This window comes from Brevibacterium sp. CBA3109, assembly GCF_040256645.1.
In the GTDB taxonomy this organism is placed as follows: domain Bacteria; phylum Actinomycetota; class Actinomycetes; order Actinomycetales; family Brevibacteriaceae; genus Brevibacterium; species Brevibacterium koreense.
Genome location: NZ_CP158281.1, coordinates 1,107,910 through 1,133,733, shown reverse-complemented (window position 1 = coordinate 1,133,733; position 25,824 = coordinate 1,107,910). Strand labels below are relative to the sequence as shown.

Genomic DNA, 25,824 nt, shown 5'->3' with positions numbered 1-25,824 from the left:
CTGACACGAGAAATTGCGGCGACCAGACTCCAACCACTCTTCGTGGAAACGTGTGAAGATGATGACATGTCTAACCGGACCCTGTTCGCATCTGTGGCGGCCGCGGCGCTGCTCCTGTCAGGATGCGCCGCCGAAGAAGAAGTCCCACAACCCGAACACTGGGACTTCCAGACCAGGCCCGACCTGGACCCGCCGAAGTTCGACATCGACGTCAACTCTCAGCCGCCCGAAGAAGAGAATGATCTCAAGACGTTCCTCGCCCCCAAGGGCCAAACTGGCGATGACGAGGAGTCCTGGGTCGGCGGACTCATCCTCGACTCGGCCGGAGAGCCGGTCTGGATCCGGCAGGGTTCAGGCCAGATGTGGGACCTGCGGGTCCAGGAGTACAAGGACGAACCCGTTCTCACCTGGTGGGAGGGGTTGGCCGAGACTCCCCACACCGCCGGTGAGGTTGTCATGCTCGACGACAGCTACAACGAGATCGCACGTGTTGGCATGGGCGGGGATATAGCCCACAAGACCGTCGATCTGCACGACACGACGATCACCGACGACGGAACGATGCTCCTTCTCTCCTACATCAAGACCCAAACGGATCTCAGCTCCGTCGGCGGCCCGAAGGACGGCTGGGCCTGGGAGGGAGTGGTCCAGGAGGTCGACATCGACTCCGGAGATCCCGTTGTCGAATGGCGATCGCTCGACGACGTTCCCATCGACCAGACACAGTCGAAACTCAAAGACGGCGAAGGCACAGAGGAAGAGCCCTTCGACTACATCCATGTGAATTCGGTGTCCGAAGACGACGGTGATTCCCTGCTCGTCTCCGCCCGCAACACCCATGCGATCTACCAGCTCGACCGGAAGACAACCGACCTGAACTGGGTGCTGGGCGGATCTGCCAGCGACTTCGAGATGGGCGAGGGTGCGACCTTCGCCTGGCAGCACGACGCCATCCGCCGCGACGACGGCACGATCACCCTCTTCGACAACCATGCCGCGCCCCGCCTCGGCGAGACACGAGGGCTGCGCCTCGACGTCGATGAGGACACGAAGAAGGCCACTGTCGACACCGAGTACCCAGCCCCCGACGATCGCTCATCGGGAAGCCAAGGCAATCTGCAGGAACTCGACAACGGCAATGTGTTCATCGGCTGGGGCTCCGAACCCTACTTCTCGGAATTCACCAACGATGGCAAGCTGCTCTACGATGCCACTTTCACGGGCGGCTCGAATTATCGGGCCTACCGCCTCGCCTGGCAGGCGACCCCGTCAGCACCGCCCACGGCGACGAAGTCCGAACCGGGTGAGGGCATCACTCGGGTGCACATGAGCTGGAACGGAGCGAGCAGCGTCGCGGCCTGGCGCATCCTCAGCGGCGACAGCGAGGAGCAGCTTGAGGAGACCGCAGTCGTGGATCGCACGGGCTTCGAAACCGCGGCTGACATCACGCCCGCCGGCTCCCGGATCGTCGTCGAAGCCGTGGACGAGAACAACGAGCGACTCGGCAGCACTGCGGTGGACTGAGGCACCGGAGATCTCAAGACCGTAACGGGACTAACGGATCGGAAACGATTGTCCGCAGGTCCCGGTTCTTCGGCGTTCTCCAAGCTTCATCACCGACAATTGAAGCATGAGCCCCGACCAGTCCCCTCGCTTCACCGCTGAAGAATCCCAGTTCATCTTCGGCAAAGAATCAACTGCCCCCGATTCACCCAGGTCAGGCGGTCACCCACACTCAGGACAACCTAAGATCGCCAACTTGCGGACCACCGTCAGTCGCGATCACCGCTTCTCGCGATTCGTCCCTGTTCTCGTCCTGCTGGCGATCATGTGGGTCATTGAGATCGTCGACACCATCCTGCCCGCTGATCTCGACATGTTCAGCCTGGCGTCCTGGAACCCGCTGTCCCTCTACGGGGTGATCACGTCTCCCCTCCTGCACTCGGGATACGGGCACCTCACGGCCAACACGTTCCCCTTCCTCATTCTCGGCCTGTGCATCGCCATCGAGGGGGCACGGCGATTCTGGCTCGTCACCGTCATCACGGCCGTGGTGTCCGGGCTCGGAGCCTGGCTGACGACGCTGCCGGTTGGTCAGCACATCGTCGGAGCCTCTGGCATCGTCTTCGGCTTCTTCGGCTACTTGGCCGTGCGCACCTGGTTCACCGACGACGTGCTCCGCAAGATCGTCTACTTCACCATCGGCTTCTTCGTCTTCATCACCTACGGCGCGTCCATGGTGTTCGGGATGATGCCGCAGGCCAATGGGATCTCCTGGCAGGGGCATCTGTTCGGCTTCGCCGGAGGCATCTTCGCAGCCTGGTTCATCCACCGCAGGCGTCCGAGTCGCCCGTCTGAGAAGCGACCGGCGTCTGAGCGATGATGACACTGTCATTTCGAGTGGTATTCGAGCTGCACTTTCTCCAACCCCTCGACGATGTACATCTCGACGGCATCTGCGATATCCGAGATGAACATCGGCAGTGTTGCGCGTTCGTCCTTGGAGAAGGGTTTGAGAACGTAGTCTGCAGTGTCCTGACGCCCCATGGGACGTCCGACGCCGGCACGGATGCGGGGATAGTTCTTCGTCCCCAGCGCCGATGTCATCGACCGCAGTCCGTTGTGTCCGCCCTCTCCCCCGCCCACCTTGGCCTTGATCGAGTCGAAGGCAATGTCCACGTCGTCGTGGACGGCGATGATCCGGTCGGTGTCGATCGAATAGAAATCGGCCAGTTGCCTGACCGGGCCGCCGGATTCGTTCATATAGCCCGTCGACGTTGCGAGCACCACTCGTGGCCCCGGAACCCCGGGAACTGAGCCTGAAGGCAGTCGGGACGTGCCGACGTTGGAACGCAGTTTGGTTCGCGTCAGATTGACGCCGATACGGTGTGCGAGTTCGGCAATGACCATCTGTCCGATGTTGTGTCGGGTCGATTCGTATCTGGGGCCAGGATTGCCCAGGCCGAAGACCAGCCATGCCTCATTCGTCATCGTCGTCCTTCGCTCGTTCTTTCTCGCTGCTCATCGAGGTTGTCCGGTCAGCCAGGATGCCCCACACCTTGCGTGTTCACAGAACGAATTCGGTGGGCCGCTTCTGCAACGACCCACCGAATTCGTGCCTCAGGCTGTGCCCAGATGCTGGGCGCAGACGGAAGAAGTCGAGGTCACTCGTCCTCGGACTTCTCCGCTGCTGAGTCCTCGGCCGACTCCTCGGTCGACTCTTCGTCGGTCTCGTCTGCATCCGACTCGGTGTCCATCTCGGCTTCTTCCGAAACGTTGACGACGAGAAGTTCGGGATCGGCAGCGAGTTCGACACCCGAAGCCAGCTCGACCTGTCCGGCCAGAACGTGCTCGCCGGCGGCGCGACCATCGACGGTGACCTCGATGTACTCAGGCAGCTTGGTGGCGTCGGCCTTGATGAGGATCGTCGACTCTTCCTGCTGCACCATGGTGCCCGGAACGGATTCGCCGATGATGTGGACTGGAACGTCGACCTCGACCTTTTCGCCGCGCTTGACGATGATCAGGTCAAGGTGCTCGATCTGGCGAGTGACCGGATCAGTCTGCACGTCGCGAGCGATTGCGAGAACGTTCTTGGCACCGTCGGTGCTTTCGATCTCGAAGAGGGCGTTGGCGTGCTTGAGTGCCATCATGGTGGCGTGGCCATCAATCGAGATGTGCACAGGATCTCCACCGTGTCCGTAGACGACTGCGGGGATGCGTCCAGCGCGGCGAGTCCGGCGGGCAGCGCCCTTGCCGAATTCATTGCGGGGTTCGGCGATGAGTTTGAAGTCAGCCATTTTCTCTCCTTCGTGGTGTACTTATCTTGCAAGCACCACGGCGAAACAGCCTTCAACCACACTGCACTGACTCAAATCGGCTCCGAAGGGCCGGTCAGCGTTGTGGGTCAGGACCGCGTCGATCACGGAAACAAGTGTTTCCCTCGCCGAGGCAACCCTATGATTCTAGGCCACCTTCATCGGTGGCGCCAAGTCGGGCGGTCACAGCCTCAGCGCAGGCATCGATGCCTGTCTCCGTGAGCAGGATGTCGTAATGATTCGTGCCGGGCACCTCAATGACTGTCAGGTCCTCCCACCGTTGCCGGTAGGAGGCCACCAGTTCCGGTGGGTAGAGACCGGGCTCGGACGCGACGAGGTCACGTTCGGCGAAGAGGAAGGTCACTTCGGACTGGCGCCGCTGGCTGCTCATGATCTGGTCCAATGCGTTCTGGTAGGCGCCGCCGGAGTACATGTCCGCCGCGTCGGCCTGCATCGCCTCGATGGATGTCGAAGGTTGGAAACTGTGATCGTCTTTGGCCGCGAGATCGTAGACGAAGCTCTCAGTGGCCACAGTGTCGAGGCCATCGACGAAGGCCGGATGTGCGGCGAAGAACGCGAGGTACTCTTCGACCGAGGCAAATGACATCGACAGTCGTTCGGCGGCGGGCCCGAGCACCGCGGCGATGAGGTCATCGGTTTCGAGATCATGGTCGTTGAGATCGTCGGGGGCTTCTGTGGCTTCGTCTCCCCCGGCCGGTGGCACTGGCAAGGGCAGCCCTCCGTCGATGAGGACGGGGCCATGGAAACGGTCGGCCACCTCGGTGTCGGAACCGACACCGGCGCCCATACCGGCCACTGTCATGGCGACGAACCCGCCCATGGAATGTCCGGCCAGTGTGACCGGCCCAGGATCGGCGAAGGTGTCGATGGCGACGAGGACGTCTTCGGCATGGGCCTTCATCCCAAACGGTCCACCCAGCAGACGAGAGTCTGCACGTCCGCGCAGGTCGGGACCGATGATGCGCACCCCGGGCAGCGCCGAGGCGAGACCGGCGAAGAACAGATGGTTCGAGGTGATGCCGTGGATGACGCACACGGTGGGAACGCGACCGGGCCCGTAGGCCACAGGTTCCCAGACGCCGACGGACAGTTCACCGCCGAAGACGCTCACCCGGTACCGGTTGTAATCGTGGGACGACATCGTCACGGTTCCCTTCACTCAGTTGTCTCCAGTGTAGATCGAACTCCACACCACAGAACAAACCCCGAGCCGAAAGATCGGCTCGGGGTTCGAATCAGCTGGAATGCCGGGAAAGGTAGCTCAGACCTCGAAGAGGCTGGTGACCGATCCGTCCTCGAAGACCTCGTGCACGGCGCGGGCGATCAGCGGAGCGATCGACAGCACGGTGAGCTTGTCGAACATCTTGTCCTCGGTCAGCGGCAGCGTGTTCGTCACGATGACCTCCTGCGCAACGGAGTTCGACAGACGCTCGACGGCCGGGCCGGAGAACACCGCGTGCGTCGAGACCACAATGACTCCGGTGGCTCCGGCTGCCATGCAGGCGTCGGCGGCCTGGACGATCGTGCCGCCCGTGTCGATCATGTCATCGACGAGGACACAGGTGCGGCCCTCGACCTCACCGACGACGCGGTTGGCCTTGGTCTCATTCGGGCGCGTGATGTCACGAGTCTTATGGATGAAGGCCAGCGGCACTCCGCCCAGGGAGTTCGACCAGTTCTCCGCGACCTTGATACGGCCGGCGTCCGGTGAGACCACGGCCAGATCGGTCGGATACTTGTCCTTGACGTAGCCGGCGAGGATCGGCATCGCGATGAGGTGATCGACCGGCCCGTCGAAGTAGCCCTGGATCTGCGCGGTGTGCAGGTCCACGGCGATGATGCGGTCGGCACCGGCTGTCTTGTAGAGATCGGCCACGAGGCGAGCCGAAATGGGCTCCCGTCCACGGTGCTTCTTGTCCTGCCGGGCGTAGGGGAAGAACGGTGCGATGACCGTGATCCTCTTGGCCGATGCACGCTTGAGCGCGTCGACCATGATGAGCTGCTCCATCAGCCATTCGTTGATGGGTGCACAGTGCGACTGGAGGACGAAGACGTCACAGCCGCGGACCGATTCGGAGAACCGGACGTAGATCTCTCCATTGGCAAAGTTGTAAATGTCAGTGGGGAGAAGTTCTGTCCCCAGGTTCTCAGCGACTTGCTCAGCAAGCTCATTGTTCGCGCGCCCGCTGACCAGGACGAGCTTCTTTTCGCCCGCCGTCGTAATTTCATTCACTTGCCGGTTCCCCTTCAGATGCGGCCTCGGCTGCCTGCGCTGCAGGTGTGCCGGGGCGGTTGCTGACGACCCAGCCCTCCAGGTTACGCTGTGGCGCCACGGTCATGGCAAGCGCTCCCACAGGGACATCTTTGCGCACCGTTGTGCTCGCACCGGAGTAGGCGCCGTCGCCTACCGTGACAGGGGCAACGTACATGTTGTCTGCGCCCATGCGTGCGTGCTTTCCGACGACGGTGCGGTGCTTGTTGACACCGTCGTAGTTGACGAAGACCGATGCGGCACCGATGTTGGAACCCTCGCCGATCTCGGCATCGCCGACGTAGGACAGGTGCGGCACCTTCGCCCCGCGTCCGATGTCGGCGTTCTTCGTCTCCACGAAGGTGCCGATCTTTCCATCCTCGCCGAGGTTGGTCCCAGGCCGCAGGTAGGCGAACGGTCCGACCTTGGCATGGGGCCCGACAACGGCGAGTTCCGAATGTGTGCGTATGACCTGTGCGCCAGCACCCACCTCGGTGTCCTTGAGGGTTGAATCGGGACCGACGACGGCGCCGGTGCCGATGTCGGTGGCACCGAGGAGCTGAACCCCGGGGAGGATCGTGACGTCCTCACCCAGGGACACGTCCATGTCGATCCAGGTGGTGTCAGGGTCAATGATGCTCACGCCTGCGCGCATCCACTGTTCGCAGACGCGGCGGTTGAGCTCCTTGCCGAGGTTGGCCAGCTGCACACGGTCGTTGGCACCCTCGACCTGCCACAGGTCCTGGGTGGCGGTGGCGGCGACGGACTGACCGGCGTCGCGAGAGAATCCGATCACGTCGGTGAGGTATTTCTCACCCTGAGCATTGTCAGTGGTCAGTGAGCCCAGACCCTCTTTCAGCGCCGAGGCGTCAAAGGCGTAGATGCCGGAGTTGATCTCCCTGATGCTGCGCTGATCATCGCTGGCGTCCTTCTGCTCGACGATGCGCAGCAGGGCTCCGGAAGCGTCACGGACGATGCGCCCGTACCCGGAGGGATCGTCCACCTCGGCGGACAGGACGGTGACGGCGTTGTGTGAGGATTCGTGGACCTCGACGAGGCTGTTGATCGTGTCAGCAGTCAGCAAGGGCACATCGCCGTAGGTCACGACCACGGTGCCGGACAGGTCCTCGGGCAGTTGGGTGAGCGCGCATTCCGTGGCGCGGCCGGTGCCGGGAACCTCGTCCTGATCGGCGATGAGCACCGTCTGCGTGGAATTGATCGGAAGAGATTCGAGATGAGAGACGAGCTGGTCGCGTTCGTGTCTGACGACGACGACGAGGTGCTCGGGAGCGGCGCCGGCGGCTGCCGCGATCGAGTGGTGGAGCAGGGAACGGCCACCGATCGGGTGCAGGACCTTCGGCAGGGTCGACTTCATACGGGTGCCCTGGCCTGCGGCCAGAACGATGACGGCGATGGGTCTGGTCTGCGACATCTGTTGAATCCTTCGCAAGTCGGATTGGGCCAGCTCCGCCCATAGGATTCGAACCTATACCACACGGCTCCAAAGGCCGGCGTGCTGCCATTACACCAGGGCGGAACAGCGTGCACCAGTTGAGGGCCCGCGCTCACGAGACACCATCATGCCACTACGATGAACCGTATGGAAATTCTTCGCGAGATTTTACTTGCCCTCCACCTCATCGGAATGGCCATCATCGTGGGAGGATATTTTACTCTCATCCGCTCTCCCAAAGTTGCTCCCGGCATGCTGCACGGCGCCTACCTTCAGCTGATCACCGGCCTTCTCCTGCTCACGATCGCCGAGATGGGTGACGGCAACGTCAACCACATGAAGATCGGCATCAAACTCCTGATTGCGATTCTCGTCACCGTCTTCGCATTCATCGGCAACAAGAAGCAGAAGGCCTTCGCTGCGGGCTCGGCTGCGAATGTCGCACCTGCTGGAGGCGGCACCGATGGAGCCGTCGCGACAGCGGTGAAGAACCCCTCGGCGACGATGGCGCACCTGGTCTTCGCCGGAGCGATCATCAATGTGCTGGTGGCCGTTTTCGTCCACTGAAGTTCTCGTCCCAACTTTCCCGCAGTCCTTTGGCCACCTTCCGGGCGCTGGGCAACCTCTAACTGGGTTTGCGCAGCACCCGGAAGGTGGCTGAGTCGGCTCTGCCGTTCTCCCGGCCCTTTTCTCTGCGTCAGTCCCGGACGGTATCGTTGATCGGGACATGACTGCTGCAGCTGAAAACATCGAAGAAGCCACTCCGGGAGCCGACTCACGTGCGGCCGAACTCCTCACCGGACTCAACCCGCGACAACGCGAGGCCGTTGCCCATACGGGTTCACCACTCCTCATCGTGGCGGGTGCCGGTTCGGGTAAGACAACCGTTCTGACCAGACGCATCGCCTATGCTCTGGCCACCGGCCGAGCGCATCCCGGTGAGGTCCTGGCGATCACGTTCACGAACAAGGCGGCCAAGGAGATGGCTGAGCGTGTGCGCTCCATCGTCGGTCCGGCTTCGCGAGCGATGTGGGTCTCGACCTTCCACTCCTCATGTGTGCGGATCCTCCGTCGTGAGGCGAAGGTGCTGGGCATGAAGACCAACTTCACGATCTACGATGCCCAGGACGCTCAGCGGCTCGTGTCCCAGATCCTTAAGGAACTCGGAATCGACACGAAAAAGTACACGCCGCGATCGATGCTGCACCGGATCTCCAATCTCAAGAACGACCTGCAGACACCCGATGACTTCATGCCCCGGCCGAACAACCCCGCGGATGAGGTCCTTGCCGACGTGTTCAAGCGCTACACCTCCCGCCTGCGTCTGGCCAACGCCTTCGACTTCGATGACCTTATCGCTGAGACTGTTCATCTCTTCGGTGCCTTCCCCGAGGTGGCCGACTTCTACCGCCGACGGTTCCGGCACATCCTCGTCGATGAGTACCAGGACACGAACCCAGCCCAATATGCCCTCATCAAGACTCTGGCTGGCGACGGCGCCGGTGGTGCCACCGGTGCTGAGCTGACAGTCGTCGGTGACGCTGACCAGTCGATCTATGCCTTCCGCGGGGCGACCGTGCGCAACATCGTGGAGTTTGAGAAGGACTTCCCCGATGCGGAGACGATTCTATTGGAGCAGAACTATCGCTCCACACAGAACATCCTCGATGCCGCGAATGCTGTGATCGCAAACAATCAGGACCGCAAGGACAAGAAACTGTGGACGTCAGAAGGCACAGGCGAATCCATCGTCGGCTGGGTAGCGGAGAACGAGCAGTCGGAGGCCCGTTTCATCGTCGACCGGGTCGATGAACTCATCGACAATGAGAAGTACACCTATGGTGACTTCGCCGTCTTCTATCGCACCAATGCTCAATCCCGCGCCATAGAGGATGCACTGGTCCGCTCGGGCATCCCCTACAAAGTCGTCGGGGGCACACGATTCTACGAGCGCAAGGAGATCAAGGACGCACTCGCGTATCTGCGCGTGGTCGCCAATCCGGACGACGATGTGAATCTGCGCCGCATCCTCAACGTCCCCAAGCGGGCCATCGGTGACCGCACCGAGGGCATCGTCGCAGACTTCGCCGATCGTGAGGGCATCAGCTTCTACACGGCACTGGGACGTCTTGATGAGATCGTCCATCTGTCCGCCCGGGCGAAGACCTCCGTGTCGAAGTTCTACGATCTCATGCGTGACCTGGCGGCCACTGCCGAGGCGGCTCCGCTTTCGCGGGTCATCGAGGCGATTCTCGAGCAGAGCGGCTACCTTGAGTCGCTGCAGAAGAGCACAGACCCGCAGGACGAGTCACGTGTCGACAACCTCGCCGAGCTCGTGGCCGTGGCCGAAGACTTCGTCGCCACTCAGGCCCTGGCCGGCACCGGCGATGAAGACGATGAGGACGATGCCGATGCCGAAACCGCGGTGAGCAAGATCGCCGAGAGTGATGCTGCGGTTGCTGACGAAGGTGATGCAGGTGCGCATATTCCTGAGTCTTCTGCGGCAGGAAGTTCGTCGATCGAGGCCTTCCTCGAGCAGGTGGCGTTGGCCTCCGACACGGACCAGATCCCCGATGCCGAACTTGGACAGGTCACGCTCATGACCCTGCACACAGCGAAGGGTCTGGAGTTCCCGGTCGTCTTCCTCACCGGCCTCGAGGACGGCGGCTTCCCCCACGCCCGTTCCTTTGAGAACCCCAACGAACTCTCAGAAGAACGTCGCCTGGCCTATGTGGGTCTGACCCGGGCCCGGCAGCGCCTGATCGTCACTCGTGCGGAGACACGCAGTATGTGGGGACAACCGCAGTACAACCCGCCAAGCCGGTTCCTCGCCGAGATTCCCGAGAACCTGATCGAATGGGAGAACACCGGCACCTTCTCATCGAGCCTCGGCGGCTTCTCTTCCGGCGGCTATGGCGGGGGCAGCCAGGGCTACAGTGGCTCGCGCAGCGGCGGGTTCGGTTCCGCCCGGGAATCGGGCAGTTCGTCTCGCTCGCGCTCAGGTTCCGCAAGCTCTTCCTCTCCTGTGGCCGGTTTCCCGAATCGGATCCGGCCCAACCGAGAGGTCATCACCGTGTCGGTGGGCGAGAAGGTCTCACACGAGTCTTTCGGACTCGGAACAGTGACAGAGGTCAACGGTGTCGGCGACAAGACAGTGGCTGTCGTCGACTTCGGCTCCCTGGGCACGAAGCGCCTCCTGCTGCGCTACGCCCCTATCGAAAAGCTCGGCTGAGAACCACCACCAGGAGAATCTCTCCCGCTCCCTCATCCAGTTGCCGCCCACCGGTTCACCGCCCCACCAACGTGCAGACATAAAAGAAGCGCCGAGGTGAAATGCATTCACCTCGGCGCCTTCCCATGCCGGACGCGGCTATGGGTTAAAGATCATTCGTTGCCAAGCTTGTCATCGGCGCCGTCGCGACCCTTGTCGATCTGGTCTTCGAACTTACCGCCGGTCTTGTCATTGGCGAAGTCAGTAGCCTTATCCAGACCCTGATCGCTGAACTCTTCACCCTTGTCGCTATTCATGGCGTCCTTGGCTTTGTTTGTAAGATCGTCGAGTCCCATACTGTCTCCCTTCAATGGAAAAGGTTCTTGCGAACCTCCTTACATCTCTTACCCTGTCATTTATTCTGCTCTGGTGTAACCAAACCTTCCCATTTCTCAGGAAATGCATAAAGTGACTGCAGTTCGGCTGCCGGTAGCTTCAGCGTGATTCCGGAACAACGAACGCCAAAGCCACGAGAACCAGAGCGAAAAACAGGCCCGTCGCCACGTCGACGCTCTTCGACCGATTGGCCCAGACCTCAGCCCAAGGATCGGGCATCGCACGCATCATCGCCAACCCGGCCGGCACAACGGCCAAAACGATCGCGCCGAGACGGAAGTCGATGATGGTGCATGCGGCCGCAATCAAGATGCCCAGCAGACAGGCCAAGAGAGCCCAGTCGCGGAGTACGGGGTTCGAGTAGCGCCGTTTCCAATAGATCCAGCGCTTGGCGATCGGGCCCCGCCCACGCCTGGCATGGCGTGGGTGGGGCTTCGTCTTCTCAGTGGAAGAAATGGCGGCTCCCGGTCAGGTACATGGTGATCCCTGCCTTCTCGGCCGCTTCGACGACCTCATCATCACGGATGGAGCCACCTGGCTGCACAACCGCGCTGATGCCGGCATCGATGAGGATTTGAAGTCCGTCTGCGAAGGGGAAGAAGGCATCCGAGGCAGCCACGGCACCGGTTGCCCTCTCCTCACCGGCCCGCTCGACGGCCAACTTCGCTGAGTCGACCCGGTTGACCTGGCCCATGCCCACGCCCACGGACGCACCGTCCTTGGCCACGAGAATTGCGTTGGACTTCACTGCACGGCAGGCCTTCCACGCGAATTCAAGATCGGCCAGCACCTGGGCGGAAGCGGGTGTGCCCGCGGCCAGGGTCCAGTTCTTCGGCGTATCGCCGTCGGCCTGGAACGCATCGCGGTCTTGCACGAGGAACCCGCCGGTGATCGGCTTGATCTCCGAGGGTGCGAAATCGACGTCACCGAGTTCGAGCAGGCGCAGGTTCTTCTTGCCTGACAGCAGCTCCAGTGCTTCGGCAGAGAACGAGGGTGCGGCCAGACACTCGGTGAAGATCGGCTTGATCGAGGCAGCCAGCTCGGCGTCGACCTCACGGTTGGTCGCGATGACCCCACCGTAGGCGGACAGGGAGTCGCAAGCATGTGCTGCCTTGTGAGCTGCGGCCGCAGTGTCTGCCACGGCGATCCCGCAGGGGTTGGCGTGCTTGATGATTGCCACAGCCGCGCGGTCGAAGTCGAAGGCCGCACGAATCGCGGCATCGGTGTCCGTGTAGTTGTTGTACGACATCGCCTTGCCGCCCAGCAGTTTCGCACCGGCGATGCCACGTGTTCCGTCGGAATACACGGCCGCGGCCTGGTGGGGGTTCTCGCCGTAGCGCAGGTCGGTCAGCTTCTCCCCCGTGACTCCTGCGAAGGCAGGCTTGCCAGCCGCCGAGGCTGAATCGCCGGCTCCTGCTTTCTCTGCACCGGAAGCGACTTCGGCGGCGAACCAGGAGGCCACGGCGGTGTCATAGGCTGCGGTGTGGGCGAAGGCCCGGGCGGCGAAGCCTCGCCGGGCGTCGAGATCGAAGCCCTGTCCTTGTGCCGCTTCGATGACGGCGGTGTAATCGCTGGGGTCGGTGATGACGGAGACGGTCGAGTGGTTCTTCGCCGCTGCCCGGACCATGGAGGGTCCACCGATGTCGATCTGCTCCACACAGTCGTCGAAGCCGGCTCCGCTGGCCACGGTTTCGGCGAATGGGTAGAGGTTGACGATGACAAGGTCGAAGGGTTCGATCTCGAGCTCTTCGAGCTGCCTCATGTGATCCGGCTTGCGCGAATCGGCGAGGATGCCGGCGTGGACCCGCGGGTGCAGGGTCTTCACTCGGCCTTCGAGACATTCGGGGAACCCTGTCAGGTCTTCGACTTTCGTGACTGCAGCGCCCGCCTCGGCGATCTTCGCTGCTGTGGAACCGGTGGACACGATCTGCACACCGGCGGCTTGCAGTCCGCGGGCCAGATCCTCCAATCCCGATTTGTCGTAGACGCTGACGAGCGCTCTTTTGATCGCGCGGGTTCCTGTCACAAGTCCTCCTTGAAGGCTCGGTTGCCGTTTCGTGCGGTTGGTGAGTGGGTCAGGCAGGGAATGCCGAGGGGGCATATCCGCTGACATGCCGTCCATCGATGACGAGGTTGTGATGTGCGAGGTGGGTCAGGAGGCGGACGAGCTCCGACCTCTCCTGGGTCTTGATGCGTTCGTGCACCGTGTCTTCTGTGTCCTCGTCGCTGATGGGAACCGCAAATTGAGTGATGATCGGGCCCGTGTCAACCCCAGAGTCAACCAGGTGGATGGTGCCACCGGTGATGCGCACACCGTGGGCTAGCGCATCGCGGACACCGTGTGCGCCGGGGAACGCCGGCAGCAGAGCCGGGTGGGTGTTGATGATGCGGTTGTGAAAGGCCGCGATGAATGCGGGGCCGAGGATCCGCATGAATCCGGCCGAGATCACCCAATCTGGTGACAGGTCTGCTACGGCGTCACGCAGGTGGAGATTCCAATCCTCACGGCTCGCACAGTCCCTGGGTCGCACGACGAAGGTGGGGATCGAGTGGGCTTTCGCCCGGTCGAGAACACCCGCCGTCTGCGAGTCGGATCCGACCCCGACGATCTCGACCCCGCGATGCGATTCGGCGAATGCGTCGATGACTGCCTGTGTGAGGGTACCCGAGCCGGATGCCAGAAGAACGATGCGCACAGACCCATTCTAACGTTTGAATCACCTGCTGTCGGTCGCGGGCTGGAAGACTGCGGACTCTGACTTCCGTCAAGGCATTTGTCAGTGGACTGTGACAAACTATTGCTGTGACGTCACCAAACAATACTGAAGAGAAAAGCGCGCCCACTCCCGAAGAGGAGAAGCAGGCCGCGCCCGCTCGACATGGCCTGGTCCTGATCCTGCTGATCCTCGCCTCGGTCCTGACGTTCACGTACCCGCTGCCGTTCAAGGTCGCGGCAATCGCATTCGCCATTGCCGCCGTCGTATGGTCGATCCGCTACATCATCGCCGTGGTCAGGACGAAGCAGAAGCGCAACATGTCTCTGGGCATTTTGGGAGGACTGCTCAGCATCTACCTCATCTTCTCGACGCTGTCGTCCGTTGTCCTCTGGCCAGTCCAGTCGAAGTATGAGGAGTGCGTGCGCGATGCCATCACTCAGCAGGCCCAGCTCTCCTGCACGTCGGAATATCAGACCGGCCTTGGCGATTGGTTCAAGCAGCTGACCGGCCAGGACCTGCCCGGCACGAACTGAGACATCCCCGGTCCACAGCACCGGTCTTTGCCGCTCAGTCCTTGTAACTTCGCCTTCGTCCGCCCTCGCGGCCCGGCCCAGCCATCGTCGTCATCATCCGATCAGTCATCGTCTGAATAGTCGGCGCTTCGTTCATCTCCAATGCGACCGAAGGGCTCGTCGTCTTCGTCGGAACCCTCCTTGTCCTCGGAGGCCTGGAGTCCGGCCTGCATATCGGAGAGTCTGGTCAGGAGCAGCCCCCCAGCCATTCCCACCGCCAGCCACGCGGTGATAACCAGCGCAGATGTCAGTGCCGAGGGCCCGAATGCCGAAAGACCCAACGGCCCCATGGCCCCTCTCGCGAAGATCGCAAGGACCTGGAGCACGACGAAGAGTTTGACTGCCGCAGTGGCCAGCCCGGGCCACGAAGCCATCATCACCAGGCGGGCATGGCCCCGCCCGACGATGACGCTGAGCACTCCGACCAGCACGAGCAGCACCGGCGCCGCATTCGTCCACGCCGGGTAGTCACCGACGAGCAACTGCAGCACCGGAACATGTGGAACTGGTCCCGCAGCGGTCTGGAACACCGAGCTCACCGCCCCGTCTCCCACACTCACACCGGTGCCTGCGATCCAGGACAGGGAGGCGAACAGGATTCCCGGAGCGAAGAGAATCTGAATCATCAGCAGGCCCACGCCGGCCGACAGGGGTGAGCTGTAGCCCTGCAGTGACTGGGCCAGTTCGTCCCACCTCAGCACGATGCCGGTGGCGAGGACGAGGACCGAGAGGAACGCCGCTGCCCAGAGGAGCCTCTTGACCAGGTATGCGCCGGCATCCCAAACTTCGCTGTCGAGATTCTGCAGTCGCGGGATGTCGTCGACACCGCGCACCCAAAGGAACCCGGCCGCCGAGGCGGACAGCAGCATGAGTGCAAGTCGGAGAAAGCCCAATGGTGTCAGCGTCCCCTCCCCTACCAAGAGGGTCAATACGATCAGAGGGACGGCATAGGCAATGACGTAGGTCGCCACCGCGACGAGGACCGGCTTCCACCAGGAAGCTTCCATACTTTCGGTGTCATCGAGGCCTGCTTCTGTGAAGCCGGCGACCAGCCGTTTGGCGCCTGCGGCGAAGAAGAACCACACGCCCAGTGTGATCAGGCTCGGAGCCAGCGAGAACTCGAAGCCCATCGTCGACACACTCAGGCCGTGGACGACGCCCCACAGGGCGAATGCCCACTCCGGGATAATCGAATACGGCAGCTGTGAACCGAGTCCGATGATCCAGAAGACGGTGGCGATGACGAAGGCCGCGGGGACGGCGATGAGGTCGATTCGCAGTGCCTCCAGCAGTCCCAGCAGGACTGGATGGCGGTGGGTTCGAGAGTGCGGAGAAGTGTGCATCTCTTCCATTTTCGCTGACTCGGCACCTGCTTCCTGGTATTGACCACGCGATTCTCTTTCGTGGGAAGTACAATTGCGCCAGGACACGCTTGAAGACACGAAGGATGCATCCAACGATGAGCAACGGGAACGACGAACCGAATTTCCCGCCGCCTCCTAAGAACCCTCCCGAGAACAACAGAACGGGATCCGGTGCGGAGACGTCGGCGGACAACACTACTGATGATTCGGTGGATACCAGCAGCTCCGGTCCGCAGGCGCCAGCCGGTGGACCCGAACAGGCTCCGTCCTACCGCGACGATCAGGCCCCTCCGTTCACGGCGAACGATCAGACCAAGAGCAATCAGCCATCCCAGCCGAACCAACCCGGGCAGTACCAGCCGCCGCGCCCCGAAGTGCAGCAGGCAACCTCGAATCAGGCCCCGAACTACAACGGCGGTCAGCAGAATGGTGGTCAGCAGCAACCCGGTCACCACCAAGGTGGCCAGTATCAGGGTGGCGCACCTTATCCGGGCGGTCCGCACCAGCCGGGCTCAGCACAGGATTCGTCCTATCAGCCGGCGTCCGGTCAGCCCAGTCATTACCAGACAGGTCATCCTGGCCAGTACCAGACCGGTTCAGGTCCCGCTGCCCCTCGGACGGGTTCGGGTCCGGGCCAGTCCCAGGCGATCCCACAGCCGGCGCCGGCTCCCGGGTTCGCCGGCCCTGCAGCCACCGCGACGCGCGCCGATGTTCGCCCCAAGAAGAAGAGCAGGATGCCTCTCTTCATTGCTCTGGGTTCGGTGGCCCTCGTCATCGTTCTCGTCCTTGTCGGGTTCCTCGTCGTCAACACGGTCAATAAGAACAACTACGGCCCCGATAAAGTTGCCGAAGACTACGTGTCATCGTTGAGCAAGGGCGACTTCGCTGCTGCTGAGAAGATCGCGCCCTCGCCTCGTCCGGAGGGAACGAATCTGGACCTCCTGTCCAGGAAGTTCACCGACGCGTCCTCGGCGAAGGTCGAGAATGCAAAGGTCGAGTCCTCGAAAGTCGACGGTGACAAGGGCACAGTCATCGTCTCCTACGATCTCGACGGCTCCAAGTACAACGTCGAGCTGAAGGCGAAGAACGATGGCAAGCAGGATCTGTTCTTCGACAAATGGTCACTGACCGGACCTGCGCTCAACGTCATCGCGCTCGACATCCCTGCATCTGATGGCCTCAGCGTCAACGGCAAGGATTACACGGCTCAGGCTGGCACCACGTCCTTCGCTGTGTATCCGGGCAACTATGACTTTACGATCCCCAAGAACAAATGGGTCGGTGAAGCCAAGGACACGGCAGCGGTGAACTTCCCACAGGCCTTCGCCCCAGGTGAAAAACCGACCTACGATGAGGTGTCGCCTATCACGCTCAATCTTGATCTCGCCCCGACGAGCGCCTTCCAGAAGGAAGTTCAGAAACAGGTCGAGAAGGAGCTCAAGAAGTGCTTCGACAACAAGGACATCAAGCCGAAGTGCAAATTCATCAAGTTCGATCCGACTGAGATCCCTGTCGGCGGCACCGACAAGAAGCTGGCCGATCTGGCCAAGAAGAACTCCGCCAAGTGGGACATGAAGGACATGCCCAAGGTGGAAGCGAGCTTCGGTTCGGGTGACACGACCACCGGTTCGTTCTTCACCAAGAAGCCGGGCAAGTTCGACTTCACTGTCCAGGGCACGAAGGCCGGTTCGTCGTACTTCTCCAACGGCAACACGCTGTCGGTGTCCGGAAGCGTGAAGATCGACGGAGACAAGCTCTCGGTCGAGTTCTTCGACTTCTGATTCGAGTCAACGACGACGTGCGGCGCTGCCCTCGCCGAGGTGGTCGCGCCTGAGTGGGAAAACGTAATTGAGGAGGGCCTGGGTTCTGCAGAACCCAGGCCCTCCTCACGTCCTCGCCTTCAGCTCATCGCAGCACGCACGGGTGCTGGCACATCCGCTGCCTGTTCGAACCAGGACCCGGCCGCCATCACGAGCTCGTCGGCGAAGCGACGACCCGAGATCTGAGCGCCTATGGTCCGACCGTCATTCGTGTAGCCGGCCAAGACGGTGCCTGCTGGCTGCTCTGACATGTTGTAGGGCATGGTGAAGCCGATGTGTCCCATCGGTTCGTGGACCCTCGGGTAGGGCATGGGCTGTTCGGCTGGGAATGCTGCGTCGGGTGAGACCGGCGAGATGACCAGGTCGTAGGCCGCTGTGGCTGCCACACTGCGACGTCTGATCTCCTGCACGCTGTGGTAGCACTCCATGAGCCGCAGTCCCGTGACGTCAGCCCCGCCCTGGGCCCATTGCTGGATGTAGGGCAGGATGAGCGCCTGTTCCTCCACCGGCAGGGCGCGTAAGTCACTCCATGAGCGGACTCGCCAGAACAGGTCCATGTCTCTCAGCAGCCCATCATCGATGAAGGGGTCGACTGTGTCGACGACGGCTCCGGCTCGTGCGAAACGTTCGGCAGCCTCGGCGATGGCAGACGCAATTTCCGGGTTGACGGGTTCTCCACATCCGGCATCGAGCTGGAGCCCGATCTTCAGCCCCTTCGGGTCGAAGCCGGGACGGCTGGGAGTCTCAAAAACTGGCTGAGGCAGGCGGGAGTAGTCACGGTCGTCGGGGGCGGAGATAATGTCCATCGCGGCCTTGACGTCGGGCATCGTCCTGGCCAGTGGCCCGGCGCATCGTCCCATGTACGGGGCATCGAGCGGGACCCTGCCGAAGCTGGGTTTGAGGCCGGCCAGTCCCAACCAGGTGCAGGGCAGACGGATCGATCCGCCGATGTCAGAGCCGATGTGGATGGGGCCGTAGCCGGCAGCGGCGGCGGCACCTGCACCTGCGCTCGATCCACCGGTGGTGAGGCTCGGGTCCAGGGGCGAACGGGTGATGCCGTGCAGTGAGGAGACACCGGAGGAGAGCATGCCCCAGTCGGGCATCGTCGTCGATCCGAGGATGAGCGCACCGGCTTCTTCGAGGCGCTGCGTGATCGGAGCGTCGTGCGTCGACACCGGAACCTCGGCCCAGGCGTGACCGCTGGGCATCGGCACTCCCCTTCGTGCGACGTTCTCTTTGATCGTGACCGGCACCCCGTCCAGGGCACCCCGGGACCGGCCCTCGCGCCAACGCTGAGCGCTGGCTTCTGCCGCGGCGAGTGAGCGTTCGTCGTCCCGATGGTGGAGTGCGTTGACAACGGGTTCGCACTCGTTCATTCTCTCCACGACTGCGGCGAGAACCTCGAGGGGAGTGAAGTCTCCCGAGGTGTAGCCGCTGGTCATGGCGTCCGCTGTGTGGTCGGCAAGCGTGTTCTGACTCAAGTGCCGTCCTTTCTTCTATTGCCTCTGCTGAGGAAGTGGCGCAGAGTCGGATTCAGGTGGCTGAGGCGAGCGCTCCGGCCAGACTCGGGGTGGCCGCGATGAGCTTGCGGGTGTAGTCCTCGCGCGGGTTGGCATAGATGTCTTCGGTCGCTCCGGATTCCACGATGCGCCCGTCCTTCATGACGATGACGTCGGAGCACAAGTGTTTGACCACACCCAAATCGTGGGAGACGAAGAGCAGGGTCAGCGCGTAGTCATCGACGAGGTCGGTGAGCAGGTTGAGGACCTGGGAGCGCACGGAGACGTCGAGAGCAGAGACGGGCTCATCGGCGACAAGGATCTGCGGCCGAGTCACCAGCGCCCGGGCGATCGAGATCCTCTGCCGCTGTCCACCGGAGAATTGGTGCGGGTAGCGTCGCATGGCCTTCGTATCGAGATCGACGGCCAGCAGCATCTCTTCCACCCTGGCCAGGCGTTCTTCCCGTGCCATACCGCGAGCGATGAGGGGTTCGGAGACGATGTCTTCGACGCGCATACGAGGATCAAGGGAGGCAAAGGGGTCTTGGAAGACGATCTGCAGATCCTCGCGCAGCGACCTCAGCGCCGATGCGCTCGCTGACTCCACCCGGATGTCGCCGACCCTCACCTGGCCGGAGGTCGGTCGGTCCAATCCGGAGAGGATGGTCAGTAGGGTCGATTTGCCCGACCCCGACTCCCCCACGATTCCCAGGCGCTGGCCGGAAGTGACGCTGAAGCTGATGTCATCGAGTGCGTGAACCGGGGACCGTCGTCGCAGCAGTCCTCGCGAGCGGAAGTGCTTCGAGACTCCGCTGACGTCGATCAGCGGCGCGGATTCGTCTGCTGTGCCAATCTCCCTCGCCGAGGCGGACGCGGGGTCTCGCACATCGGCTGGCACGCCGGCAGCAGTCGAATCTGCTTCGACCGGCTCTGCCTCGTTGGCAGGCTCTGCCTCGTTGGTATGCCCAGGCATCTCGCCCGACCCGGCGCCATCGACCGGTCCGGTGTATGACAGCGCGGTTTTGAGAGTGAAGAGTTTCCCATGCGTGTCGGTGGCTTCGAGGTCGGAGGAGGCAAGCAGCCCACGGGTATATTCGTGCTGGGGATCGGTGAAGATCTGGTGGACGGTGCCGGTCTCGACGATACGACCGGCGTACATGACGATCACCCGATCACAGACTCCGGCAACGACGGCCAGGTCGTGGGTGATGAACAGCAGTCCTGCCTGCACTGCTGCGACGCGTTCGGCGATGAGATCGAGCATGTGCTTCTGCACCGTCACGTCGAGTGCGGTGGTCGGTTCGTCACAGATGAGCAGCCGTGGCGAGTTCGCCAGGGCGATTGCCAGCATCACGCGCTGTCGTTGGCCCCCTGACATCTGGTGCGGGTAGGCGTAGCGGGCACTGTCCGGATCGGGCATGCGCACGCTTGTCAGCAGGTCGAGGACTCGTCCGGGAATGTCACCGCGCGCCACCTCACCGTGGATGCGCAGCACCTCGGCAATCTGGTCGCCGATGCGCATCAGCGGGTTGAGTGCGCTCATCGGCTCCTGGAACACCATGGAGACGATGTCCGAACGCATCTTGGCGAGGGTCTTCTCCTTCGCTTCAAGAACGTTTCCAGCAAAGCCCTGCAGAGACACAGCGCCTTGGGCCCGCAGCTCTTCGGGCAGCAGTCCCATCACAGACTGCGCGGTCAGTGACTTCCCCGATCCTGATTCGCCGATGAGTCCGACTCTCTCACCGGGTGCCAGACTCAGCGACACATCGTGGAGAACAGGCGCCTCGGCGCCCGCAGGGGTGATGGTGAGGTCACGGACCTCGAGCAGGTTCTCAGCCATTGCCGCGGGCCTCCATCTTCGGGTCGAATCGGTCGCGGAGCCCGTCGCCCAGAAGGTTGAACCCGAGCACGGCGAGTGCGATGAACAGCCCTGGCCACAGCGCAAGTTCGGGCTGGGTGGACAGGAACTGCTGGGACTCCTGCAACATCCGGCCCCAGGAGGGCACGGGAGCCTGTGTGCCCAGTCCCAGGAAGGACAGGCCCGCCTCGGCGAGGACGGAGATCGCGAACGCCACGGAGGCCTGCACGATGACCATACCGGCGATGTTGGGCAGGACGTGGACGATGGCGATCGCCGGGGCACTCCGGTTCGAAGCCTTGGCCGCCCGGACATATTCGGAGCCGAGCACCTGCATCGTGCCCGAACGGGCGACCCGGGCGAACCCGGGGATCGCAGCGATTCCCACGGCCACCATGGCCGGCCCGGTGCCGGGTTGGTAGACGGCGGCGAAGACGATCGCCAGCAGCAGCGCAGGAAAGGCGAGGAGGATGTCGTTGGCGCGCATGATCACCGCGCTCAGCCACACGCCCCACGGATACTGCGCGAAGACCGCGGCGATGATGCCGATGGGAGTGCCGATGAGCACGGCGATGCCGACGGCCACGATGCCGACCATGAGGGTGATCCGGGCCCCATACATGATCCAGGTCAGAGTGTCGCGGCCGAATTTGTCCGTGCCGAACAGGTGCTCGGGACTTGCTGACTGCAGCCGTGCGACCGGGTCGACGGCGCTGGGATCGTAGGGGGTCCACACAAAGGACACAAGAGCAAGCGCGACGATGACGAAGATGAGGACGGCACCGATGACCATTGAAGCATTGAGCCTCAGTTTCGTACGTCTGCGACGATCCTTTAAGGCCTCCCCCGCCGAGGTGGTGCTCGAATTCTCGCTCATGACGCGTTCCTGATCCGGGGATCGACGATCGGGTACAGCACGTCGACGATGAGGTTGATGATGAGCACGAGGAAGACGAGGACCATGACGATGCCCTGGACCGTGACGAGGTCGCGGTTGGCGACTGCGCGAACGAGTTCGGAGCCGATGCCGGGGATGACGAAGATCTGTTCGATGATGACGGCTCCGACGAGGAGTGTTGCCAGCTGAACCCCGGCCACGGTGATGACGGGGATGGCGGCGTTGCGCAGACCATGGACGAACAGCGCCTTGGTTCGAGTCAGGCCTTTGGCTCGGGCGGTGCGAATGTAGTCCTCGCGCATGACGTCGAGGACCGCCGATCTCACGTACCGGGTGAGGATCGCGGCCTGAACGAGTGCCAGGGACACGACAGGCAGCACCAGGCGGATGAGGAACCCGCCCAGTCCTTCGACCGGGGCCATCCACCCTTGGGAGGGGAACCAGCCAAGCGTCAGGGAGAAGACGATGACGAGGATGATGGCCGCGAGGAAGTTCGGCACGGCGATGCCGATCTGGCTCAGCGCGGAGATAGTGACTCCGATCCAGTTGCGCTGTTCAAGTGCCGCAAAGGTGCCCAAAGGAACGGCGATGACGATCGCCAGAAAGATCGCGGCGATGACGAGGATGCCGGTGACTTGGACGCTGCCGACGATGACCGGGGTGATCGCTGCCCCGGTCACATATGAGGTTCCGAAGTCGCCGGTGAGCATGCCCATGACCCAATTGAAGTAGCGGATGAGCGGCGGCTGGTCGAGTCCGTACTGGGCCTCCAGCGCCGCCACCGCATCAGGTGTGGCGTTCGTGCCCAATGCGACCTGCGCGGCGTTGCCGGGCAGGATGCTCATGAGCGCGAAGACCACCACGGAGGCGACGATCAGCGCCAGAAGGAACTGTATCGCACGGTTGGCCACATAGATGATCATGGGTGAGGGTACTTCAGTTCCAGCTCAGATCCGCGATCCTGAATGCGTCGGAGACCCTGTTGGCCGGGATTCCGGCGACGTCGGATTTCGCGATGACGAGGTTCGGAAACAGGAACAGGAAGTCAGAGGCTGCGTCTTCGGTGATCGTCTTCGCGATCTCCTTCATCCCTGAGACGTATTCCTCTTCCGTACCGGTGTCGGCCTTCTCCGCGATCTTCTTGATCTTGGAGTCGTCATAGCCGATGTAGTAGTCGTTGGAGAAGACGGTGAGGATGTCACGGGGTTCGGCATGATTGATCACTGACATGTCGAACTTATGCTCGGTGAAGGTCTTGTCCAGCCAGACTGCCGGGAATTCCTGCGTCTCGATATCGGCTTTGAGCCCGACCTCTTTGAGCTGAGCGGACACGATTTCGGAGATCGCCTTCGCATACGGCAGGTTCGGCACGGTGAAGGCGAACGTCTCCCCCTCGATACCGGCTTCTCTGACGAGATCTTTGGCCTTCTGCGGATCGTAGTCCCAGACTCCCGTCAGATCCTCGTAGTACGGGTCCGTCGGCGGGACCATTGAGCCGATGAGCTCTCCGTAGCCGGCCCATGCGGTGTCAAGGACTGCCTTGCGGTCGATGGCATGCATGACCGCCTCGCGCGCCTTTTGGTCTTTGAAGATGCCCTTCGCGTTGTTCATAGAGAGCACGACCTCACCGTTCGTGGTGCCCGAGATGATCTGGTAGTCGCTGCTCTGGAATTCTCCGGCCAGTTCGGGGGCCTGGAGGTTGGAGACGACGTCGATCTCACCGGACTTCAGGGCGTTCGAGGCAGAGACCGCGTCTTGGAAGTATTTGAATTGGACGTTCTTGACCCCGGGTGTCTCACCCCAGTAGTCATCCCGCGCTGTGAAGTCGATCGACTGTCCGCGGGTGAACTTCTCGATGGCGAAGGGCCCGGTTCCGATGGCTTTGTTGGCCAGGTCGTCGGTGCCCTCGGTGTCGAAGACAGCTCCGACGAGGCTGGTGAGGTTGAACAGCCACGTATTGGACGGCTTCTTGAGCGAGATCTCGACGGTGAGATCGTCGGGAGCCTTGATCGAATCGACGATGTCCATCTTGGACTTCAGTGCGTTCTTCCAATCATTCTGCACTCGCTCATAGGAGAACTTCACATCCTCGCTCGTGAGGTCGGCACCATTGGAGAACTTCACACCCTTCTGCAGATGGAAGGTGTAGGTCTTGCGGTCCTCGGACACGTCCCAGTCCTGGGCCAGGCCCGGCTGGATCTCGCCCTCACCGTCGACGCGGACGAGCGATTCATAGACATTCTCCATCAGTGCCTCGGGAATGGCGATCCCCGAGGTGGAGGTGAAGTCGAGGTTGACCGGTTCAGCGGTGAACGCGATCGTCATCGAATCCTTCTTCGCCTGCCCCTCGGAGTCCGAGGCTCCTGCCGAACAGCCGGCCATGAACAGGCTCGAGGCAACCATTGCTGCCATCCACGTTCTGATGCCCGAAGTCTTCATCGCTCTCCCAAATTCACGAACCCACGCTGGCTCATTCGTCTTCTCCGGCCGGTCCTGCGCTGTCGCACACCAGCCTCGCCAGCTTAGCGGAAGTTCTCACCATTCGAAGCATCCGTGTTCATATCGTGGCGCAGCTGGAGAAACGGCGATACGGCACAGGCAGGTCTCACAGTCCTGCCTGTGCCGCGAGGACTGCGGCGAGCTTGTCGAAGGCGACTCTTCGATGTGACCGGGAATTTTTCTCCTCCGGTGTCATCTGCGCCGCGCTGATGTCACCGCCGTCGGGGATGAAGATCGGGTCATAGCCGAACCCGTGCTCTCCCGATGGGCTTGTGGCCAGGCGCCCTGGCATGATTCCCTCGGCTGAGAATTCGCGGCCGTCCGGCGTCACTGCTGCGGCAGCGCAGCGAAACTGTGCCCCGCGATGTTCGCTCGAAATGTCCGACAACTGGGCGAGGAGAAGCTCGAGGTTGGCCCGATCGTCTCCGTGTCGGCCTGCCCATCTGGCGGAGAAGATTCCCGGCGCCCCACCCAGGACGTCCACAGCGATCCCAGAATCATCGGCGATGGAGGTCCGGCCAGTGGCCTGCGCTGCGGCTCGGGCTTTGATCAGGGCGTTCTCTGTGAACGTGACCCCGGTTTCCGGGATGTCGCCCAGGCCCGCCTCGGCGGCGGTCATGACGTGGGTGTCCTCCCCCAAGGCGGGGAGTAGAATCGCGAGGAGTTCGCGTCTCTTCCCCTCGTTGTGGGTGGCCAGCACGAACGTGGTCATCTGCCCAGCACCTCGGCCTGGATACCGGTGAGGTCGGTGCAGCCCTTAGCAGCGAGGTCGAGCAGACGGCCCAGTTCCTCACGGTCGAAGGGTGCGCCTTCGGCAGTGCCCTGGACCTCGACGAACTGTCCGCTGCCGGTCATGACGACGTTCATATCGGTATCGGCACGCGAGTCCTCGACGTAGGGCAGGTCGAGGACGGGTTCTCCGTCGATGATGCCGACGCTGATCGCAGCGATCGAGTCCTTGATCGGGTTGTTCGCAGCGGGGATGATGCCCGTTGAACGACCCCTGTCGATCGCATCGGCGAGTGCCACGTAGGCGCCGGTGATCGAGGCGGTTCGAGTGCCGCCGTCTGCTTGGAGGACGTCGCAGTCGAGAACGAGGGTGTTCTCGCCGAGCTTCTCGAGGTCGATGACAGCCCGCAGGCTGCGGCCGATGAGGCGCGAGATCTCATGTGTGCGACCACCCAGCTTGCCCTTGACCGACTCGCGGGTGTTGCGGGAGTCCGTGGCGCGCGGCAGCATCGCGTATTCGGCGGTGACCCAGCCACGGCCCTGCCCCTTGAGCCAGCGCGGCACGCCCGCGGTCAATGAGGCCGCAACCAGGACGCGGGTGTTGCCGAATTCCACCAGGGCGGATCCTTCGGCAGTGTTGATCCAATTGCGGGTGATGGTCACTTCGCGGAGTTCATCGGCGAGTCGTCCGTCTGCGCGCACTGTGTGCCTCTTTCAT

The 25,824-nt window shown here is 62.4% G+C and carries 23 protein-coding genes and 1 tRNA gene; 6 read left to right on the top strand and 18 right to left on the bottom strand.

Annotation, left to right across the window (positions count from 1 at the left end; all coding sequences use genetic code 11):
- Positions 1 to 66: 66 nt before the first annotated feature.
- The gene (locus AAFP32_RS05260; RefSeq protein WP_350270912.1) at positions 67 to 1,524 is read left to right on the top strand and encodes an arylsulfotransferase family protein; all 1,458 of its coding nucleotides are present in this window, start codon (positions 67 to 69) and stop codon (positions 1,522 to 1,524) included.
- A 106-nt stretch (positions 1,525 to 1,630) separates the two neighbouring features.
- A complete protein-coding gene (locus tag AAFP32_RS05255) occupies positions 1,631 to 2,383 on the top strand; it encodes a rhomboid family intramembrane serine protease (RefSeq protein WP_350270911.1) in 753 nt (250 codons plus the stop codon).
- An 8-nt stretch (positions 2,384 to 2,391) separates the two neighbouring features.
- Here the strand turns inward: AAFP32_RS05255 and pth are convergent, their stop codons facing one another.
- The 6 genes from pth to AAFP32_RS05225 all read right to left on the bottom strand — a co-directional run bounded on the left by pth (position 2,392) and on the right by AAFP32_RS05225 (position 7,627).
- Positions 2,392 to 2,991 (bottom strand): aminoacyl-tRNA hydrolase, encoded by a 600-nt coding sequence (gene pth, locus AAFP32_RS05250; protein WP_350270910.1) that lies wholly within the window; start codon positions 2,989 to 2,991, stop codon positions 2,392 to 2,394.
- 173 nt (positions 2,992 to 3,164) lie between these two features.
- Positions 3,165 to 3,800 carry a 50S ribosomal protein L25/general stress protein Ctc gene (locus AAFP32_RS05245; RefSeq protein ID WP_350270909.1) on the bottom strand — a complete coding sequence of 212 codons (636 nt, stop codon included), beginning with the start codon at positions 3,798 to 3,800 and terminating at the stop codon, positions 3,165 to 3,167.
- 157 nt (positions 3,801 to 3,957) lie between these two features.
- Positions 3,958 to 4,980: an alpha/beta hydrolase gene (locus tag AAFP32_RS05240; protein ID WP_350270908.1), complete on the bottom strand. Its 1,023-nt coding sequence runs from the start codon at positions 4,978 to 4,980 to the stop codon at positions 3,958 to 3,960.
- Positions 4,981 to 5,100: 120 nt separating this feature from the next.
- Positions 5,101 to 6,072, bottom strand: coding sequence for a ribose-phosphate diphosphokinase (locus AAFP32_RS05235; RefSeq protein ID WP_350270907.1), 972 nt, complete (start codon positions 6,070 to 6,072; stop codon positions 5,101 to 5,103).
- Complete coding sequence (gene glmU / locus AAFP32_RS05230) at positions 6,065 to 7,522, bottom strand: bifunctional UDP-N-acetylglucosamine diphosphorylase/glucosamine-1-phosphate N-acetyltransferase GlmU (protein WP_350270906.1); 1,458 nt, start codon at positions 7,520 to 7,522, stop codon at positions 6,065 to 6,067. The genes AAFP32_RS05235 and glmU overlap by 8 nt, the downstream gene beginning before the upstream one ends.
- Before the next feature lie 33 nt (positions 7,523 to 7,555).
- A tRNA-Gln gene (locus AAFP32_RS05225) sits at positions 7,556 to 7,627 on the bottom strand.
- A 63-nt stretch (positions 7,628 to 7,690) separates the two neighbouring features.
- On the opposite strand from AAFP32_RS05225, the gene AAFP32_RS05220 reads away from it, so the two are divergent.
- Together AAFP32_RS05220 and AAFP32_RS05215 are read left to right on the top strand one after the other, a co-directional pair.
- Entirely contained in the window at positions 7,691 to 8,110 is a 420-nt protein-coding gene (locus AAFP32_RS05220) for a hypothetical protein (protein ID WP_350270905.1), read from the top strand.
- Between the two features lie 160 nt (positions 8,111 to 8,270).
- Positions 8,271 to 10,775, top strand: coding sequence for a UvrD-helicase domain-containing protein (locus AAFP32_RS05215; protein WP_350270904.1), 2,505 nt, complete (start codon positions 8,271 to 8,273; stop codon positions 10,773 to 10,775).
- Positions 10,776 to 10,927: 152 nt separating this feature from the next.
- Here AAFP32_RS05215 and AAFP32_RS05210 read toward each other — a convergent pair whose 3' ends face one another.
- The 4 genes from AAFP32_RS05210 to purN form a co-directional block, all read right to left on the bottom strand.
- Positions 10,928 to 11,110 carry an antitoxin gene (locus AAFP32_RS05210; protein ID WP_101644498.1) on the bottom strand — a complete coding sequence of 61 codons (183 nt, stop codon included), beginning with the start codon at positions 11,108 to 11,110 and terminating at the stop codon, positions 10,928 to 10,930.
- Between the two features lie 139 nt (positions 11,111 to 11,249).
- Positions 11,250 to 11,459 (bottom strand): DUF3017 domain-containing protein, encoded by a 210-nt coding sequence (locus AAFP32_RS05205; protein ID WP_233429528.1) that lies wholly within the window; start codon positions 11,457 to 11,459, stop codon positions 11,250 to 11,252.
- Between the two features lie 133 nt (positions 11,460 to 11,592).
- A complete protein-coding gene (purH, locus tag AAFP32_RS05200) occupies positions 11,593 to 13,176 on the bottom strand; it encodes a bifunctional phosphoribosylaminoimidazolecarboxamide formyltransferase/IMP cyclohydrolase (protein WP_350270903.1) in 1,584 nt (527 codons plus the stop codon).
- A 49-nt stretch (positions 13,177 to 13,225) separates the two neighbouring features.
- Positions 13,226 to 13,846 carry a phosphoribosylglycinamide formyltransferase gene (gene purN / locus AAFP32_RS05195; protein ID WP_350270902.1) on the bottom strand — a complete coding sequence of 207 codons (621 nt, stop codon included), beginning with the start codon at positions 13,844 to 13,846 and terminating at the stop codon, positions 13,226 to 13,228.
- A 107-nt stretch (positions 13,847 to 13,953) separates the two neighbouring features.
- On the opposite strand from purN, the gene AAFP32_RS05190 reads away from it, so the two are divergent.
- Positions 13,954 to 14,400 carry a hypothetical protein gene (locus AAFP32_RS05190; RefSeq protein WP_096177513.1) on the top strand — a complete coding sequence of 149 codons (447 nt, stop codon included), beginning with the start codon at positions 13,954 to 13,956 and terminating at the stop codon, positions 14,398 to 14,400.
- Positions 14,401 to 14,501: 101 nt separating this feature from the next.
- Here the strand turns inward: AAFP32_RS05190 and AAFP32_RS05185 are convergent, their stop codons facing one another.
- Complete coding sequence (locus AAFP32_RS05185; protein WP_350270901.1) at positions 14,502 to 15,782, bottom strand: DUF6350 family protein; 1,281 nt, start codon at positions 15,780 to 15,782, stop codon at positions 14,502 to 14,504.
- A 116-nt stretch (positions 15,783 to 15,898) separates the two neighbouring features.
- On the opposite strand from AAFP32_RS05185, the gene AAFP32_RS05180 reads away from it, so the two are divergent.
- Complete coding sequence (locus AAFP32_RS05180) at positions 15,899 to 17,584, top strand: hypothetical protein (RefSeq protein WP_350270900.1); 1,686 nt, start codon at positions 15,899 to 15,901, stop codon at positions 17,582 to 17,584.
- A 119-nt stretch (positions 17,585 to 17,703) separates the two neighbouring features.
- Here the strand turns inward: AAFP32_RS05180 and AAFP32_RS05175 are convergent, their stop codons facing one another.
- The 7 genes from AAFP32_RS05175 to rph all read right to left on the bottom strand — a co-directional run bounded on the left by AAFP32_RS05175 (position 17,704) and on the right by rph (position 25,808).
- The gene (locus AAFP32_RS05175) at positions 17,704 to 19,104 is read right to left on the bottom strand and encodes an amidase (RefSeq protein ID WP_350270899.1); all 1,401 of its coding nucleotides are present in this window, start codon (positions 19,102 to 19,104) and stop codon (positions 17,704 to 17,706) included.
- 52 nt (positions 19,105 to 19,156) lie between these two features.
- Positions 19,157 to 20,962: an ABC transporter ATP-binding protein gene (locus AAFP32_RS05170; RefSeq protein ID WP_350270898.1), complete on the bottom strand. Its 1,806-nt coding sequence runs from the start codon at positions 20,960 to 20,962 to the stop codon at positions 19,157 to 19,159.
- Positions 20,955 to 21,857 carry an ABC transporter permease gene (locus AAFP32_RS05165; protein WP_350270897.1) on the bottom strand — a complete coding sequence of 301 codons (903 nt, stop codon included), beginning with the start codon at positions 21,855 to 21,857 and terminating at the stop codon, positions 20,955 to 20,957. The genes AAFP32_RS05170 and AAFP32_RS05165 overlap by 8 nt, the downstream gene beginning before the upstream one ends.
- Entirely contained in the window at positions 21,854 to 22,801 is a 948-nt protein-coding gene (locus AAFP32_RS05160) for an ABC transporter permease (protein WP_350270896.1), read from the bottom strand. The genes AAFP32_RS05165 and AAFP32_RS05160 overlap by 4 nt, the downstream gene beginning before the upstream one ends.
- Before the next feature lie 13 nt (positions 22,802 to 22,814).
- Positions 22,815 to 24,317 (bottom strand): ABC transporter substrate-binding protein, encoded by a 1,503-nt coding sequence (locus AAFP32_RS05155; protein ID WP_350270895.1) that lies wholly within the window; start codon positions 24,315 to 24,317, stop codon positions 22,815 to 22,817.
- 166 nt (positions 24,318 to 24,483) lie between these two features.
- Positions 24,484 to 25,089: an RdgB/HAM1 family non-canonical purine NTP pyrophosphatase gene (gene rdgB, locus AAFP32_RS05150; protein WP_350270894.1), complete on the bottom strand. Its 606-nt coding sequence runs from the start codon at positions 25,087 to 25,089 to the stop codon at positions 24,484 to 24,486.
- A complete protein-coding gene (gene rph, locus AAFP32_RS05145) occupies positions 25,086 to 25,808 on the bottom strand; it encodes a ribonuclease PH (protein WP_350270893.1) in 723 nt (240 codons plus the stop codon). Before rph ends, rdgB begins: the two co-directional genes overlap by 4 nt.
- Positions 25,809 to 25,824: the final 16 nt, after the last annotated feature.

Coding starts and splice junctions, on each gene's coding strand:
- rdgB (WP_350270894.1), bottom strand. CDS start 25,089: ATGACCACGTTCGTGCTGGCCACCCACAACGAGGGGAAGAGACGCGAA.
- AAFP32_RS05155 (WP_350270895.1), bottom strand. CDS start 24,317: ATGAAGACTTCGGGCATCAGAACGTGGATGGCAGCAATGGTTGCCTCG.
- AAFP32_RS05160 (WP_350270896.1), bottom strand. CDS start 22,801: ATGATCATCTATGTGGCCAACCGTGCGATACAGTTCCTTCTGGCGCTG.
- AAFP32_RS05185 (WP_350270901.1), bottom strand. CDS start 15,782: ATGCACACTTCTCCGCACTCTCGAACCCACCGCCATCCAGTCCTGCTG.
- AAFP32_RS05215 (WP_350270904.1), top strand. CDS start 8,271: ATGACTGCTGCAGCTGAAAACATCGAAGAAGCCACTCCGGGAGCCGAC.
- AAFP32_RS05220 (WP_350270905.1), top strand. CDS start 7,691: ATGGAAATTCTTCGCGAGATTTTACTTGCCCTCCACCTCATCGGAATG.
- AAFP32_RS05180 (WP_350270900.1), top strand. CDS start 15,899: ATGAGCAACGGGAACGACGAACCGAATTTCCCGCCGCCTCCTAAGAAC.
- AAFP32_RS05165 (WP_350270897.1), bottom strand. CDS start 21,857: ATGAGCGAGAATTCGAGCACCACCTCGGCGGGGGAGGCCTTAAAGGAT.
- AAFP32_RS05170 (WP_350270898.1), bottom strand. CDS start 20,962: ATGGCTGAGAACCTGCTCGAGGTCCGTGACCTCACCATCACCCCTGCG.
- AAFP32_RS05255 (WP_350270911.1), top strand. CDS start 1,631: ATGAGCCCCGACCAGTCCCCTCGCTTCACCGCTGAAGAATCCCAGTTC.
- AAFP32_RS05245 (WP_350270909.1), bottom strand. CDS start 3,800: ATGGCTGACTTCAAACTCATCGCCGAACCCCGCAATGAATTCGGCAAG.
- AAFP32_RS05260 (WP_350270912.1), top strand. CDS start 67: ATGTCTAACCGGACCCTGTTCGCATCTGTGGCGGCCGCGGCGCTGCTC.
- pth (WP_350270910.1), bottom strand. CDS start 2,991: ATGACGAATGAGGCATGGCTGGTCTTCGGCCTGGGCAATCCTGGCCCC.
- glmU (WP_350270906.1), bottom strand. CDS start 7,522: ATGTCGCAGACCAGACCCATCGCCGTCATCGTTCTGGCCGCAGGCCAG.
- AAFP32_RS05210 (WP_101644498.1), bottom strand. CDS start 11,110: ATGGGACTCGACGATCTTACAAACAAAGCCAAGGACGCCATGAATAGC.
- AAFP32_RS05240 (WP_350270908.1), bottom strand. CDS start 4,980: ATGTCGTCCCACGATTACAACCGGTACCGGGTGAGCGTCTTCGGCGGT.